Raw genomic sequence first — 15,607 nt, forward strand, 5'->3', positions numbered from 1 at the left:
TGAATAAAGAGGAGGAGAGTGAGTAATGATGAGGAAAAAGAGTTTTTGGCTTGGGATGCTGACGGCCTTCATGCTCGTGTTCACGATGGCATTCAGCGATTCCGCTTCTGCTGCTCAACCGGCGAAAAATGTTGAAAAGGATTATATTGTCGGATTTAAGTCAGGAGTGAAAACCGCATCTGTCAAAAAGGACATCATCAAAGAGAGCGGCGGAAAAGTGGACAAGCAGTTTAGAATCATCAACGCGGCAAAAGCGAAGCTAGACAAAGAAGCGCTTAAGGAAGTCAAAAATGATCCGGATGTCGCTTATGTGGAAGAGGATCATGTGGCCCATGCCTTGGCGCAAACCGTTCCTTACGGCATTCCTCTCATTAAAGCGGACAAAGTGCAGGCTCAAGGCTTTAAGGGAGCGAATGTAAAAGTAGCCGTCCTGGATACAGGAATCCAAGCTTCTCATCCGGACTTGAACGTAGTCGGCGGAGCAAGCTTTGTGGCTGGCGAAGCTTATAACACCGACGGCAACGGACACGGCACACATGTTGCCGGTACAGTAGCTGCGCTTGACAATACAACGGGTGTATTAGGCGTTGCGCCAAGCGTATCCTTGTACGCGGTTAAAGTACTGAATTCAAGCGGAAGCGGATCATACAGCGGCATTGTAAGCGGAATCGAGTGGGCGACAACAAACGGCATGGATGTTATCAATATGAGCCTTGGGGGAGCATCAGGCTCGACAGCGATGAAACAGGCAGTCGACAATGCATATGCAAGAGGGGTTGTCGTTGTAGCTGCAGCAGGGAACAGCGGATCTTCAGGAAACACGAATACAATTGGCTATCCTGCGAAATACGATTCTGTCATCGCAGTTGGTGCGGTAGACTCTAACAGCAACAGAGCTTCATTTTCCAGTGTGGGAGCAGAGCTTGAAGTCATGGCTCCTGGCGCAGGCGTATACAGCACTTACCCAACGAACACTTATGCAACATTGAACGGAACGTCAATGGCTTCTCCTCATGTAGCGGGAGCAGCAGCTTTGATCTTGTCAAAACATCCGAACCTTTCAGCTTCACAAGTCCGCAACCGTCTCTCCAGCACGGCGACTTATTTGGGAAGCTCCTTCTACTATGGGAAAGGTCTGATCAATGTCGAAGCTGCCGCTCAATAACATATTCTAACAAATAGCATATAGAAAAAGCTAGTGTTTTTAGCACTAGCTTTTTCTTCATTCTGATGAGGGTTGTTCAATATTTTGAATTCGTTCCATGATCGTCGGATGGCCGTATTTAAAAATCTTGACGAGAAACGGCGGGTTTGCCTCGCTCAGCCCGGCTTTTGAGAGCTCTTGAAACGTCGAAACCGCTGCATCGCTGTTTTGCGTCAGTTCAATCGCATACTGGTCAGCAGCTTTTTCCTGATGCCTCGAAACTGCGTTCGTAAATGGAGACGACGCGAAAGAGATAACCCCCATCAGCATCAGAAGAAGCGGAAGTGCGGCTAGATCGGATTTTCCCGCAATATGAAGGCTTCTTCCATAGCGGCCGATGATCCGCTTGTACAGCTTGTCGATCACATAAAAGACAGCAAGGGATAAAAGCAGATACCCGCCAAGTCCTATGTAAACATGCTTCATCACATAATGTCCCATTTCGTGCGCCATGATGAATAAAATTTCCGGCTCATCCAGCTTGTTCAGCGTGGTATCCCAGAGCACAATCCTTTTATTGGCGCCGATTCCTGTTACATAGGCATTTAACGCATTCGTTTTTTCAGACATGTTCACTTCATAGACGTGATTCGCAGGAATATCCGCCTGATCGGCCAGCTTCAGAATGCTTTGTTCAAGATCTTTATTTTTCAGCGGATAAAAGTCATTGTATAAAGGATCAATGACAACCGGCTGGAGAAAAAATAAAAACAGCGTAACCGGAACCGTCAGACACCAGGCATAAAACCACCAGCGTTTTTCATGCTTTTTGATCAAATAGTAAAAGACGATCACCGCCGCAGCCGTTATCGGAAAACTGATCCAGAAGTCGATCACCTGGTCTTTGATCCAGCTCGCGGTTGTCTGGGTTGATATGCCGTAGTCAAGCGAATATTGATAGCTGATCCAGTCAAGCGGCAAAGAAACGATCGTGACGATCAGAAACAAAGCAAAAACATATGCCGTGATTTGAATGCTTCTCCTCTTCGAGGTCTGCTCCGCCCAATTTTTCATTTTCCTGGATAAACCGGCAATCAACAATATAAAAAATAAAAACCATTCAAACGGAATCCGGATAAAAAACATAAAGTCCTTTATTTTCGAGTACTCTTCCGTCAGCATGAGTTCTCTTTCGTTCATAAATGCCGCCGGGTCTGCGCTTGTCCCTTTCAGCGCCTCAGGAACGGAGGGTTCACCGGCCATAAAGAGATACCAATAGAAAAAAAGGCCGTACAGCACATACAGGAGACCGGCTCCCGCGATCCATTTCCGCATGGCGAATCACTTCCTCTCACATAGCAGTTACTTCTATTGTAAGCTTTTCATGCGAAAGTTAGAACCAAGCCTTACAATGAGAGCAAGAGGCCGGCGCCTGCGAGCGTCAAAATCGTCCCCATCACGACGACTATGACGCTTGCTCCAAAATAGGAAAATAAAAATGCGATAAGAGCGCCGGCAAGTCCGTAGAGCATACCGCTTTGCACCAAAAAAACTCCCGGAAAAATGAGAGCCCCTAAGACGGCGTACGGCACATTTTTCAGCACGCGCTCCAAAAATCCGGGAAGCTTCAGGCTTTCAAAAGCAATGAGCGGCACCATCCGCGGCACATATGTAACGGCAGCCATGCCGATAATCATCCAGATGATCGGGCTAAACATAGTTTCTCTTCCCCTCTGTTCTAAATTGGTACAGCCATTCAATCAGGACGGCGGATAAAAGCGTAGCGCAGACGATCGACCATCCTGCCGACAATATTCCGTTCATTTGGAAAACGGTATTGAATAACGCAGCCGCCCCCGCCAGCAGCAGGACTTTTCGCTGTTTTTTCAAAGGCGGCACCAACAATCCGATAAACATGGCATAAAGGGCGATGCTCATGCTTTCCTGGAGAACAGCCGGCATGGCGGCCCCTGCAAAATGCCCGGCCGCACTCCAAAAAACCCAGCTTACATATCCGATCGAACCGAGGCCGATCATATACCCGGTCGTTAGCTTTTCCTTTCTTAGAGCAGCGACGGCAAACGATTCATCTGTCACCGCGAAAAATGAGTAAAACGCTTTTTTCCAAGGCGAATCTTTTTCTACCAATTGATTCAAAGTCGCCGAAAATAAAAAATGTCTGATATTCACAATGAACGTCGTCATAACGATTTCGATGATTCCCGTCTGAACGGCGAGCATGCTTAAAGACATATACTGGGACGCTCCTCCGAAAACAAGGGCGCTCATCAAAAACGTTTCAAAAAGCGACAGCCCCGTTGTTTTCGCCAAAAGCCCGAATGTCAAAGCGACCGGAATGTAGCCGACGGCAAGGGAAACCCCTGAACGAAGCCCGTCTAGAAAGTTGAGTGAATCGTGCTTTTCCATCTTGACACCTCTTTACGGATAATAAATGAGTGTATAACATGATGCCGTTTGTTCCGTGTTGTTTTCGTACGTATGCACGGTGTTTGCGGTGAAATGCATCGCATCGCCTTCGTTCAGGCTGCAGGTGTAATCACACGCCGTCACCGCGATCGCTCCTCTAGAGACGAGCACATACTCTTCAATCCCTCCGTGGTGAGGCTCTGATTCGTGTACACAGCCGGGCGCAAGTTCAATATAAAAGATTTCAAACTTCTTTTTCTGGTCGAAGGGAAAATGCGGAAATGCCGCGTATTTTTCTTCTCCGGCCAAAACGGGCGTTTTCTCATGCTTTCTGACGACCGTCGGCTCCCCCGCGGGCTTTTCTGCCAAGGAAGTAAATGATACTTGCAGCCCGTTTGCGATCTTCCACAAAGTTGTGATCGTCGGACTTGAAGAGCCTTTTTCAATTTGCGCGAGCATGCCTTTGCTGACGCCAGTCATCGATGACAATTGATCAAGACTGTAATTGCGGACTTTTCGCAGCCTCTTTATGTTTTCTGCGACTTGTTTTTCAATCGAATTCATCTTCTGCCTCCTCTCAATAAATTGAACATTTGTATAATTTATTGAACATTATAGCATAATTTTTTAGGATGAAAAGCCATTAAACGGAGAAAATAAATAGCCTGAGGTGATCATTCTGAAAAAAATAATGGGGATCATACTTTTTTTCGGTATTTTATCTATCACTGTCTTTTATGTATTCCACTTGATGGCGGAGCCTTTCGACTCAAGAAATGCCGAAGAAATCATCTTGAAGCAGGCAGATGACAGCGAAAAAACGGTCAGCATCAAAGATAGGCACAACATAGGCGTTCTGCTTGATACATTTAACAAAGGGAAAAGAATGAAAGAAAAGTCGGCGCATAGCCTGCCTTCTCCGGCGTATCACGGATACATCAGCATGACCGACACACATCGCGTTCACTTCACCGTCTGGCTGAAGAAAGATGAAGCCGTCATCCTGAAAGAAGAGGAGGGCACATATTTTGTTCTCCGACAAAAGGAAAAAGACGCTCTTCTCAGAGAACTGCAGAAAAGGGACGCGGCAGGCGTCCCTTTTAACGTGTCAAGATTGATTTGTCAAAATGTCTTTTAAAGCGCGCCTTAAAATTTTGCCGGTCGAATTTTTCGGTATTTCATCCATGAAGACGATTGCCGCCGGGCGCTTGTATTTGGCAAGATGCTTTTTGCAATGCGACAAGACATCATCCTCTGTCAGCGTTTTATTCTTCGGAACGACATAGCACTGGACGGCTTCTCCCGTATTCGGGTCTGGCACTCCGATCACCACCGCTTCTGCGATTTCCGGATGAAGGTAGAGCACTTCTTCGATCTCCCTCGGATAGACATTATAGCCGCCGACGATAATCATGTCTTTTTTTCTGTCGACGATATAAAAATAACCGTCTTCATCCCGTTTTGCCAAATCACCTGTATACAGCCATCCGTCTTTAATCGTATGGGCCGTTTCTTCCGGCATGTTGTAGTACCCTTTCATAACATTCGGCCCTTTAACGATCAACTCCCCGACTTGACCGGCAGGCAGCTCTTCCCCGATTTCATTGACGACTTTGTTTTTCACATTGAGAATGTTCGTGCCGATCGATCCTGGCTTGCGGCCGGTGCTGAACGGGTTAAAGCATGTAACAGGAGAAGCCTCCGACAAACCGTAGCCTTCTAAAACGAGAACGCCGAATCTTTCTTCAAAACTTTTCAGGAGAGCGACAGGCATGGCTGCTCCGCCTGAGATGCAAATCCTGATGGATCGAAAACCGGTTTCATCCGCCCCTTCATACTGGTACAGGTAATTGTACATTGTCGGCACGCCTGAGAAGATCGTCGCCTGATGCTTTTTAATCAGCTTGAAAACTTCGGCGGGGCTGAATTTCGGCACGATCAAAATCGCTGCGCCGTTCATGAGCGGCGCATTCATGCAGACCGTTAAACAAAAAACGTGGAACATCGGCAGGGCGGCGACGACAAGGTCAGATTCATTCATTGTTAGATAGCGGGCTGTATCATTTGCATTCGAAAATAGATTTTGATGTGTGAGCATCGCCCCTTTTGGTCTTCCCGTAGTTCCTGACGTATAAAGGATGGCGGCCGTATCTTCGGCGTCGATTTCAGGAAACGGCCGGACAGGAGGTTTCATAATGTTTGTAAACGATTTCAATTTCATCTTAACCTCAGTGCTTTCCGGTTCGCGAAGCGGCTCTCCCGTTTCGCAAAGCACGACGCAGCTGACTTTCGGAAGGGATTCATGCACCTTTTCGTAAAGCGGAAGCAGCTGTCCCAGAGCCACGATCACTTTTGCGTCGCCATTTGTCAGCATATAGCCGATCTCAGTCGGCGTATAGGCCGGATTGATCGGTATGACAACGGCTCCGGCCTTCAGCGCACCGTAAAACGCAATCACAAAATGCGGGGTATTGCCGAGAAGCAAAGCAACATGATCTCCCTTTTCCACCCCGATTTCGCGCAGACCTTCTGCAAAGCAATCAATTTTCTGCTGTAATCCCCCGTATGTTTCCGTCTGTTCCCCAAAAATATAAGCGGTTCTGTCAGGCTTTGATTGAGCTGTTTCCCCTAATTTTGAAACTAAATTCATTCTCCCACCCCTTAAAAATGAATGAATGACCATTCATTTTGTGATAATCAAAATCTATTCCCATTATAGTAAATGAACAGAAAACACTCAAGGGCTGTTGGGAAATATCTTCCATTCCTCTCAAGTTAAAAAGGGGCCGCGGAAACCGCAGCCTCTCTTTTAGTAGACAAGATCCAAAAATTCTTCTTTTTGAATATTGCCGAAGTAATGCTTGATGTCGACGCCTTGAAGGGCTTCTTCAATCGCTTTTCTTTCATACTGTACGTCTGTCAGCTTCTCTTCAATATCGCTGACATCGCCGACTCCGAAAAAGTCACCGAATATTTTGCACTCGCGGATCACGCCTTTTTGCACTTCCAGGCGGATGTCGACCGATCCCGCTTGAAATCGTTTTGAATGCTGAAGATTGAATTTCGGAGACTTCCCATAGTTCCAATCCCAGTTTTGATAGCGTTCCTTTGAAATTTGATTGATGATTTTCCAGTCTTTTTCAGTCAGCTTATACTCCGGTATTTCCCCTTCGGTATCAAAAATATAGCGGAGAAGCATGCTTCGGAATTCCACTGTCATCATCTTCTGATCGAGAAATTCGCTGATATTGGCTACCCGGCTCCTGATCGATTTGATGCCTTTTGATTCGATTTTATCTTTTTTTACTTTTAAAGCCGATACGACATGTTCTATCTCAGAATCGAACAACAGCGTGCCATGGCTGAACATTCTCCCTTTCGTTGAGAACTGGGCGTTTCCCGAAATTTTCCGGCCGTTTGCCATCAAGTCGTTTCGGCCGCTCAGCTCCGCATCGACGCCAAGCCGCTTTAAAGCGGCCACAACGGGCTCCGTAAACTTCTTAAAGTTATGGAAGCTGTTGCCGTCGTCTTTCGTAATAAAGCTGAAGTTCAAGTTCCCGAGGTCGTGGTAGACAGCTCCGCCGCCTGACAGCCTGCGAACGACAATGATCCCGTTTTCATCCACATACTTTGTGTTGATTTCCTCAATCGTATTTTGGTTTTTGCCGATGATGATCGACGGCTGGTTGATATAAAACAGCAGATACGTCTCTTCAGGATCGAGGTGCTTTAAGCAGTACTCCTCAATCGCCAAGTTGATCCTCGGATCTGTAATATTTTGATTATCGATAAACAGCATGTTTGTCAGTTCCTCCTTCTATTCTCCCCACACATAACCGGTGTGCGCCAGATCAACCGCGCCTTTATAAACGGTTTTGGCCTCTTCTGCTAGTTTTTGATGTTCCCCGAAATGCGGGAGGTGTGTCAAGAGCAGATGTCCCGCACCCGCTTCTGCAGCGATGCGTCCCGCTTCGAGGCTGTTCATATGACCGGCGCTTCTCCCATCCTGATCCGCATAAAAATTGCACTCCGAGATCAATAGATCGGCTCCTGCGCTGAACGGGATGAAAGCTTCCTGAAAGCTCGAATCGGCTGTATAAACGACAGAATGAACACCGTCCGTCACCCTCATAGCAAAGCAGTCAACAGGATGAACCGTCTTTAAAAACGTGAACGTAAACGGTCCGATTGCCAAAGACTCTTTCGGATCATAGGCCAATCCAGCGGTATGCGTTTTATATGTAAGCTTTGAAAACTGCTCTTCATCAAAAGGATGTCCATATATCGGAAGGGCATTCGCTCCCTTGCCGAGGAATGAGCCGACCAGTTTGGCAAATTGCAAAGGGCCGACATCCGCAATATGGTCGTGATGATAATGGGATAATATAACGGCATCAAGCTCCTCAACGGGCAGAAACAGCTGAAGCTTCGATAAAACGGCACTGCCGCAGTCGATTAAAACGGAATAATCCCCGGATTGAAAGAGATAGCCTGAAGTCGCTTCATTTGCAGCCGGAAATCCTCCGCAGCAGCCGATGACTGTCATCTTCATATATACACACCTCTTTTTTGTGTCTATCGTCCCCCTATTCAATATACCCATTTTTCTTAAAAATTGCATGTTTTATATTTTGTCATAAAACAGACATTGATTTCCTGGATACTGTTATAATACAATGATGACAACAAACGAATTGGGGGAATCAACATGCTCGCTAAAATCACCGAGTTCTTCAGAAATTTGCCTTCCAAAAAATGTTCAAAATGCGGCCACGATATTGATGAGCAGCACGAATGCTACGGAAACACTTGCTCTAAATGCTTAAATGTAAAAGATATATAGACGTCATTAAAAAATGCCCCGGCGGATCTCCCCGGGGCGTTTTTTTGTCATAAAGTTAGTTATAAAGAGAGAGATTCTTGTCAAAATTCATTATTTTAATAACATTTTACTATTTCACTTAGGGAAATATACACCGATGAACGTCCCGATTTGAATTTAAGCTGGGATGATCATCTCATATTTGAATTTTCAATATATTCAGACGTTATTTTTTTAATGGACGAGCTGTATTTTCTTTCGCTATACTTAATTTACGATCTCAAGTTTAATATTCTAGTATAAATTAAGCATGCGTTGGGAGGGCATCTATGAAAAGACTTAAATTCGGATTAGCCACACAAATTTTCCTCGGGCTGATTTTAGGTGTTGCAGCAGGAGCGATTTGGTTCGGAAACCCTGCGGTCGCAACGTATCTGCAGCCCGTCGGTGATTTGTTCTTAAGATTAATCAAAATGATTGTGATTCCTATTGTCGTTTCAAGCTTGATTGTCGGGGTTGCAGGGGCCGGCAGCGGAAAAAAGGTCGGCAGGCTCGGTTTTCGGACGATTCTGTACTTTGAAATCATTACGACTTTTGCGATCGTGCTCGGACTGCTCCTTGGAAATATCATTCAGCCTGGACACGGCGTAAACTTTTCTGGTGCTGAAAAACAGGATATCAGCCAATATGTAGAAACAGAAAAAGAGGCAAGCACCAAATCTGTCGCAGACACGTTCCTGCACATTGTGCCGACAAACTTTTTCCAATCGCTCGCTGAAGGCGATCTGCTTGCGATCATTTGCTTCACTGTTCTGTTCGCACTCGGAGTGTCAGCCATAGGCGAAAAAGGCAAGCCTGTGCTTTCCTTTTTTGAGGCAACGTCTCAAGCCATGTTCCACGTCGTGAACATCGTCATGAAATTCGCGCCGTTCGGCGTTTTTGCTTTAATTGGTGTAACGGTTTCAAAATTTGGTTTTTCTTCGCTTTTATCATTGGGAAAGCTCGTTTTGCTTGTCTATCTTGCTCTTGCTTTCTTTCTGATTGTCATTTTTGGGATCGTCGGCAAGCTGTGCGGTATCAATATATTTAAATTTTTGGCCTATATGAAAGATGAGCTTCTTCTTGCATACAGTACATCAAGCTCTGAAACTGTGCTTCCGCGCGTCATGGAAAAAATGGAGAAAATCGGCTGTCCGAAAGGCATTGTGTCGTTTGTCATTCCGATCGGCTACACATTTAACCTTGACGGCTCTGTCCTGTATCAGGCAATCGCGGCGCTGTTTCTGGCGCAGGTCTACGGCATCGATCTGTCCATTGGGCAGCAGCTCACGCTCATCCTTGTCCTGATGGTCACTTCTAAAGGAATGGCTGCCGTTCCCGGCACATCATTCGTCGTTCTTCTCGCGACTCTGGGCACGATCGGCGTTCCTGCTGAAGGGCTGGCCTTCATTGCCGGAGTCGACCGGATTATGGATATGGCGAGAACGGTCGTCAACCTGACCGGAAACGCTCTTGCCGCTGTGGTCATGTCAAAATGGGAAGGTGAATATGACGCCGTTAAAGGACAGACCGTCTTAAATCAAAGGGAGCCGGCAGATATGAAAATGTCCGGCTGACAGCCCGCAAAAAAACGTATGTTTCCCGCTTTTGGAGAAACATACGTTTTTTTAAAAATATGCAATTTGCTCAAGAAACCTGTCCAAACAACTTCCTTTCGTTTACATACGATGTACTGTAGTTAAATTAGAAAAGAAAACTGGAGGGAAGTTTAATGTATTTTTACCATGACCATTGCAAGAAAGATTATGACTTTGACTACCACAAGAAAGACCACGACTGCAAGAAATACTACTACTACTATTATTACTACTATTATCCATGCTATAAGAAGTATGATTATGACTATGACTACAAGAAGTTTGACCACTTTGATCACTGCAAAAAGAAAAAACACTATGATTACTGGTAAGTAAACGCCATCCTCTACGGATGGATGACTTCCACTCTTTTTTTACTCCCAAGGGACCGGGGTCCTTTGGGAGCTTTTTTATGCCATGTCAGACAGGACATAATGATACAGCAGCTTTGCCGTCTGCTCCAGGGACGACTGATGCGTCCTTTCAAACGCGTGGGATGCGTCAATTCCCGGGCCGATCAGCCCGTGGACGATATCATGGCCCGCTCTGATGGCTGCTGAAGCATCTGAGCCGTAGTACGGGTAAATATCAAGCTTATACTCGATTCCGTATGTTTCACAAAGAGCGGTCAGACGCTTGCGAAGCCCGTAGTGATATGGCCCGCTGGCATCCTTCACACAAATGGATACCGTATATTCGTCGGTTGACTGCCCATCGCCGATCGCTCCCATATCAACAGCCAAATATTCCACCGTTTCAGGCGGGATATTGGAGTTGCCGCCATAACCGATTTCTTCATTATTGGAAATTAAAAAATGTGTTGTGTAAGGCAGTGTCATCCCTTCTGTGTTGATCGTTCTGATCAGCTCAATAAGGAGGGCGACGCTTGCTTTATCATCAAGATGACGCGATTTGATAAACCCGCTCGGTGTGATCTCAACGCGCGGGTCGAAGGAGATAAAATCACCGACATTGATGCCGAGCGCCCGGGTTTCTTCTTCACTGCGGACCGGTTCGTCAATGCGGACCTCCATATTCTTCTGGTTCCGCTCGGCTTTTCCGGCGTCTTTGTAAACATGCACTGATGTCTGATGCATTAAGATCGTGCCGGTGTAAGTTTTCCCTGATGCTGTTTCAATTTTGCAATACTCGCCTTCAATCGAGTTGTAATTGAACCCCCCGATTAAGTCAATTTTCAGCCTTCCGTTCGGCTTAATCTCTTTCACCATCGCTCCGAGGGTATCGACATGAGCGGTGAGCATCCGGTGCCGGGCTTTGTCGCGGCCCGGTATCGTCGCGATCAGGCCGCCCTTACGGTTAAACTTTGTTTCGACTCCTTCTTCCTGTAATAGGCGATTGATATAGTCTATGATGTCATACGTATTTCCGGTAGGGCTCGGGATGGAGACGAGCTCCTTGATGAGCTCCAGCGTTTTCTGTCCTGACATTGTTCATTCCTCCCAACTTGTGATGTTTATAGTATACATCAGATCAATATTTTAGTACCAGATACTAATACTAGGTGTTATAATAAAAAAAAGGAGAGTGAACTTCATGAAAACTTTATCAAAAGCGCGAATTTCCGCCATCGGCACCTATGTTCCCGAAAAGCGCATGACAAACAAAGACTTTGAAAAAATCGTCGATACTTCTGATGAATGGATCGTTCAGCGGACAGGAATGAAAGAAAGGCGAATCGCAGGAAGTCACGAATTCACATCAGATCTTTGCATAAAGGCCGTTGAAAATCTACAAAGCAGATACAACGGCACGCTGGACGATATTGACATGATCATCGTCTCTACCACAACGGCGGACTATGCTTTTCCAAGCACGGCATGCCAGGTTCAGGAGCACTTCGGATGGAAAGAAGTCGGCGCGGTGGATGTAAATGCGACTTGCGCGGGATTAACATACGGATTGCATATCGCCAACGGCCTGATCACTTCCGGACTGCATAAAAAAATTCTTGTGATCAGCGGTGAAACCTTATCCAAAACAACCGACTACACAGACCGCGCGTCTTGCATCTTGTTCGGCGACGGCGCGGGCGCCCTGCTTGTCGAACGGGACGACAATTCCCCAAGCTTTATTACTTTTACCCAGGATACGAAAGGTGACGGAGCCCGCCATTTATACAGAACCGGCTTGCGCAGCGACCTTAAAGGGGAGCCGCTCTCAGGTGAAGGAAAAATGGTTCAAAACGGCCGCGAAGTGTATAAATGGGCGGTCAGATCCATTCCCGAAGGCGTCAAAAAGCTGCTTATCCAAGCTGAAATGGAGCTGAAAGATATCGATTGGTTCGTCCCGCACAGCGCGAATTTGCGAATGGTCGAATCAATTTGCGAAAAAACCGGAATTTCACTCGAAAAAGCGCTGACGAGCGTCGAATGGTTTGGCAACACCTCATCCGTATCAATCGTTCTCGCCCTTGATGAAGCCGTCAAAAACGGAAAGTTGAAAGAGGGCGATAACTTGATTCTGTTCGGTTTCGGCGGGGGTCTTACATATACGGGACTGATTGTAAAATGGGGCGCGCCAGCTTCCTGATTTCAAAAAAAAACATCTTTTCTTGCCCTTGCCGGGCTTGAAAAGATGTTTTTCTTTTATGCGTGCTGCTCTTCAACTTTTCCTTTTCTCAGCAGCACTTTAAAATAAATCAGCGTCAAGGCCATCATGACGATCGCAACACCGCCGAGCACGGCAGCCTGCTCCCACATATACGCGTAGTCTCCGCTTGAAATCACCGCTCTGTATCCCGCAATGCTGTAGGTCATCGGCAGTGCGGAATGGATGACTTGGAAGAACTTAGGAACAAGTGCAAGAGGGAATGTTCCTCCGCTTCCTCCAAGCTGAAGCACGAGCAGAATGACGGCAATGAAACGTCCCGGATTTCCCATGGTCGCAGCCAAAAATTGAATGATCGCAAGACATGTAATGCTCATGATCATACTGAACACATAAAATCTCCAGACGCTTTGCACTTCAAGCCCGATGCCAGAGAGAATGATCGTGCAGGCGATCGCCGCTTGAAGAATCCCCACTGCAAAAAGTACGCTGAATTTGCTCATAAACCAGCCGAAAGCTGATTCAGGCCGGACGGCCGGCTCTTTCACATCAAAGACGACGGTGATCATTAATGCACCGACAAATAAGCCGAGCGACAAAATATACGGGGTTAATCCTGTTCCGTAGTTGGAAACCGGATCGATTTTATCGCCTTTCACATCGACGGGATCTGAGAACATATTGTAGTTTTCGTCTCCCGCTTGAATATCGCCGGTCTGATCGGCAGCGTCAGACAGCTTGTCAAACAGCTCCCCGCTTCCGTCAGACAGCTTGCCAAGACCTTCATCAAGAGATTTAGCCCCTTCTGCAAGCTTGGAAGAACCGTCTTTCAGTTTATCAGCCGCGCTTTGCAGATCGCCGAACTTCCCGACTAACGTCTGGCTGCCTTCGGCGATTTTGGATGATCCGCTTTTCGCCTCCGCGAATTTTTCGTTGTAAGCACCCAAACCGTTTGTCAGCGCATCGAGCCCTTGCTGAATCTTTTGCGATCCTTTATAAAGCTTGTTCACATCCGAAGGAACTCGCTTCAATTCCTCAAGCTTCTGTTTCAGCCCGGATAAATCGGGAAGTTCGCTTACATCGGGAATTTGCGCTTTCAACTTGTCAAACTCAGGCAGCTTCACCGTTCCCATTTTTTCATCGACTTGTTTCATAAGCGCGGCTTTCTGTTCTTGTGTCAGCATGTTGCTGGATTCAATAATTTGTTTGACTTCACTGTGCTGGTTTTTCAATGCCGCTTCAAGCTCATCAATATTTTTTGAAATCTGACTGATTTCTTTTTTCGCCTTTTCGGCGTTTGAAAGTGCCGTTTCAAGCTGCTGAATCTTTTCATTTGAAATGGCTTCTTCGAGTTTGCTTATCATCTGTGCTTTTTCATTCATCTGCTCCAATCCCGCCACAATCTGAGGCATGCCTTGTTGGAGCTGTTGAGCACCGCTGTGCAGCTGGCCGCTTTTTTCTAAAAATTGCGCAAGCCCTGAATCAAGTTCATGAATTTTGTCGTTCAGCGTATTGAATGCCGCGCCGAACTTCTCCATTCCGTCTTTGTTGAACTGAATTTGGCTTTTCGCAAGCTTTTCAAGGTTCTTTTTCAGCTTTTCGCTTCCTTCTTTCGCATCTTTCAGTCCTTTATCCAGTTTTCCGGCACCTTCGCTGGCTTCACCGAGACCTTTTGCGATTTTGCCGAAATTGTCAAAGATGACTTCGGCATATTGCTGCGTGATTTCAGAACCTACTGAATGCTGAAGCTGTTCAATCGCTTTATCGCTGATCTGGGCGCCGACATAGTTTCGTCCTGCGTTTGTATGATAAATCAGATTCAGCTTTTTCGGATGTTTATCCATCACCGTGCTGGCATCCTTCGAAAAGTTTTCAGGAATTTCTACAACCATGTAGTATTCCTCATTTTGCAAGCCTCTCAGCGCTTTTTCCTTCGTCGTAAAATGCCAGTCGAATTTATCGTTTTTTTTCAGTTCTTTGACAAGGTCGTCGCCGATGTGAAGGTCTTTTCCTTCATATGTCGTTCCCTTGTCGGAATTCACAACCGCTACGGGGAGCTGATCGACGTTTCCGTATGGGTCCCAGTACGCCGCCAAAAATATGCTGCTGTAAATCAGCGGTATAAAGAGAACCCCGATCACGGATATCAGTAGTTTTTTATTGGTTATCAGTTCTCTCCACTGGTTTTTGAAAACATTCATGTTGATACGCCTCCTAGTTAGTAGCCGCTCTCTATGCGGATAAGCACCCCTTTAAACAAAGAAAGGACAATCTAACGAGATAATCCTTTTAAAATATACATTTTCAGCATCTCTGCCAACTCTTCATCTTTCAGCGGTTCATGGTTTTTTTCCCAGTCAAAGATGAGCGCGATGTAAAGCTTGAAGATGACAAACGCGTTCAGCTCGGGGTCACACGGTCTAATATCGTCATTTTTAATCGCTTCTTTAATCTTTCTCTTAATATAGCTGATGACCATGCGTTCCAGCTTTTCAATCACTTCGCGGGCCGCCGGTGTGCCGAGCTCCGCACCTTCCTGAAAGATCTTAATGGTCAGCTGGTGCTTCTTTCTGTACTCCAATATCGCCATCATCGCGCGATGGGCATTTTCGTGAAAAGGCAGATCAGGATCAATCGCTTGATCAGCCGTTTGCTTCATCTCAATCAGAAGCGAAGAAAAAATGTCGTCGAACAGTTCCTCTTTATTCTTGAAAAAAGTATAAATCGTACCTTTGCCGACATTGGCAAGCTTCGCCACCAGATCCATCGTCGTCGCTTTGTAGCCGAATTGTGTAAACGATTTTGTCGCCGCTTCTAAAATCAGTGCTTTTCGATCTTTGCTCACGGTTTCTCACCCCGAAATTGACTATTTGAACATTTTGGTCAGTAAGTACAAAAAGTAATGTAACACACCTGAATATAAAATGCAATAATTTAAATGTTATCTTTTCCATAAACAAACTTTAAAATGATGAAAGCTGTAAAAAGAGTGAAATAAAAAAAAGCCGC

The 15,607-nt window shown here is 46.0% G+C and carries 16 protein-coding genes; 6 read left to right on the forward strand and 10 right to left on the reverse strand.

The features are described 5' to 3' along the window. Positions 1-28 precede the first annotated feature (28 nt). The gene (locus M1D90_RS16145) at positions 29-1,165 is read left to right on the forward strand and encodes a S8 family peptidase (RefSeq protein WP_023856571.1); all 1,137 of its coding nucleotides are present in this window, start codon (positions 29-31) and stop codon (positions 1,163-1,165) included. Positions 1,166-1,222: 57 nt separating this feature from the next. Here the strand turns inward: M1D90_RS16145 and M1D90_RS16150 are convergent, their stop codons facing one another. From M1D90_RS16150 to M1D90_RS16165, 4 genes are all read right to left on the reverse strand, one after another. Then, on the reverse strand, positions 1,223-2,479 hold the full coding sequence (locus tag M1D90_RS16150; RefSeq protein WP_020450818.1) for a M48 family metallopeptidase: 1,257 nt from the start codon (positions 2,477-2,479) through the stop codon (positions 1,223-1,225). Between the two features lie 71 nt (positions 2,480-2,550). After that, positions 2,551-2,862 carry an AzlD domain-containing protein gene (locus M1D90_RS16155; protein WP_009328928.1) on the reverse strand — a complete coding sequence of 104 codons (312 nt, stop codon included), beginning with the start codon at positions 2,860-2,862 and terminating at the stop codon, positions 2,551-2,553. Continuing rightward, positions 2,855-3,571 (reverse strand): AzlC family ABC transporter permease, encoded by a 717-nt coding sequence (locus M1D90_RS16160; protein WP_003180314.1) that lies wholly within the window; start codon positions 3,569-3,571, stop codon positions 2,855-2,857. Before M1D90_RS16160 ends, M1D90_RS16155 begins: the two co-directional genes overlap by 8 nt. Before the next feature lie 12 nt (positions 3,572-3,583). Next, positions 3,584-4,135, reverse strand: a complete 552-nt coding sequence (locus tag M1D90_RS16165; protein WP_003180313.1) for a helix-turn-helix domain-containing protein — start codon at positions 4,133-4,135, stop codon at positions 3,584-3,586. A gap of 127 nt (positions 4,136-4,262) precedes the next feature. Here M1D90_RS16165 and M1D90_RS16170 point away from each other — a divergent pair, with 127 nt between their 5' ends. Next, positions 4,263-4,709: a hypothetical protein gene (locus M1D90_RS16170; protein WP_020450817.1), complete on the forward strand. Its 447-nt coding sequence runs from the start codon at positions 4,263-4,265 to the stop codon at positions 4,707-4,709. On the opposite strand, the gene M1D90_RS16175 is transcribed toward M1D90_RS16170, so the two are convergent. The 3 genes from M1D90_RS16175 to M1D90_RS16185 form a co-directional block, all read right to left on the reverse strand. Beyond that, on the reverse strand, positions 4,680-6,221 hold the full coding sequence (locus tag M1D90_RS16175) for a fatty acid--CoA ligase family protein (protein ID WP_039072636.1): 1,542 nt from the start codon (positions 6,219-6,221) through the stop codon (positions 4,680-4,682). The genes M1D90_RS16170 and M1D90_RS16175 overlap by 30 nt on opposite strands. Positions 6,222-6,380: 159 nt before the next feature. Continuing rightward, positions 6,381-7,370 (reverse strand): lipoate--protein ligase LplJ, encoded by a 990-nt coding sequence (lplJ, locus tag M1D90_RS16180; protein ID WP_456282875.1) that lies wholly within the window; start codon positions 7,368-7,370, stop codon positions 6,381-6,383. Between the two features lie 18 nt (positions 7,371-7,388). Further along, a complete protein-coding gene (locus M1D90_RS16185; protein WP_020450814.1) occupies positions 7,389-8,123 on the reverse strand; it encodes an MBL fold metallo-hydrolase in 735 nt (244 codons plus the stop codon). A gap of 156 nt (positions 8,124-8,279) precedes the next feature. Between M1D90_RS16185 and yhfH the strand changes: the two genes are divergently transcribed. The 3 genes from yhfH to M1D90_RS16200 all read left to right on the forward strand — a co-directional run bounded on the left by yhfH (position 8,280) and on the right by M1D90_RS16200 (position 10,362). Continuing rightward, the gene (gene yhfH / locus M1D90_RS16190) at positions 8,280-8,414 is read left to right on the forward strand and encodes a protein YhfH (RefSeq protein WP_003180302.1); all 135 of its coding nucleotides are present in this window, start codon (positions 8,280-8,282) and stop codon (positions 8,412-8,414) included. Positions 8,415-8,722: 308 nt separating this feature from the next. Further along, positions 8,723-10,009: a cation:dicarboxylate symporter family transporter gene (locus M1D90_RS16195; RefSeq protein WP_003180300.1), complete on the forward strand. Its 1,287-nt coding sequence runs from the start codon at positions 8,723-8,725 to the stop codon at positions 10,007-10,009. 155 nt (positions 10,010-10,164) lie between these two features. After that, on the forward strand, positions 10,165-10,362 hold the full coding sequence (locus tag M1D90_RS16200) for a hypothetical protein (RefSeq protein ID WP_003180298.1): 198 nt from the start codon (positions 10,165-10,167) through the stop codon (positions 10,360-10,362). 78 nt (positions 10,363-10,440) lie between these two features. On the opposite strand, the gene M1D90_RS16205 is transcribed toward M1D90_RS16200, so the two are convergent. After that, on the reverse strand, positions 10,441-11,478 hold the full coding sequence (locus M1D90_RS16205) for a M42 family metallopeptidase (RefSeq protein ID WP_016886430.1): 1,038 nt from the start codon (positions 11,476-11,478) through the stop codon (positions 10,441-10,443). 106 nt (positions 11,479-11,584) lie between these two features. On the opposite strand from M1D90_RS16205, the gene M1D90_RS16210 reads away from it, so the two are divergent. Then, positions 11,585-12,580: a ketoacyl-ACP synthase III gene (locus tag M1D90_RS16210; RefSeq protein ID WP_023856568.1), complete on the forward strand. Its 996-nt coding sequence runs from the start codon at positions 11,585-11,587 to the stop codon at positions 12,578-12,580. A gap of 56 nt (positions 12,581-12,636) precedes the next feature. On the opposite strand, the gene M1D90_RS16215 is transcribed toward M1D90_RS16210, so the two are convergent. Together M1D90_RS16215 and M1D90_RS16220 are read right to left on the reverse strand one after the other, a co-directional pair. Next, positions 12,637-14,799 carry a YhgE/Pip domain-containing protein gene (locus tag M1D90_RS16215; protein ID WP_039072634.1) on the reverse strand — a complete coding sequence of 721 codons (2,163 nt, stop codon included), beginning with the start codon at positions 14,797-14,799 and terminating at the stop codon, positions 12,637-12,639. 71 nt (positions 14,800-14,870) lie between these two features. After that, positions 14,871-15,443 carry a TetR/AcrR family transcriptional regulator gene (locus M1D90_RS16220; RefSeq protein WP_003180287.1) on the reverse strand — a complete coding sequence of 191 codons (573 nt, stop codon included), beginning with the start codon at positions 15,441-15,443 and terminating at the stop codon, positions 14,871-14,873. Between the last annotated feature and the right edge of the window lie 164 nt (positions 15,444-15,607).

This window comes from Bacillus sp. JZ34, from assembly GCF_053903205.1.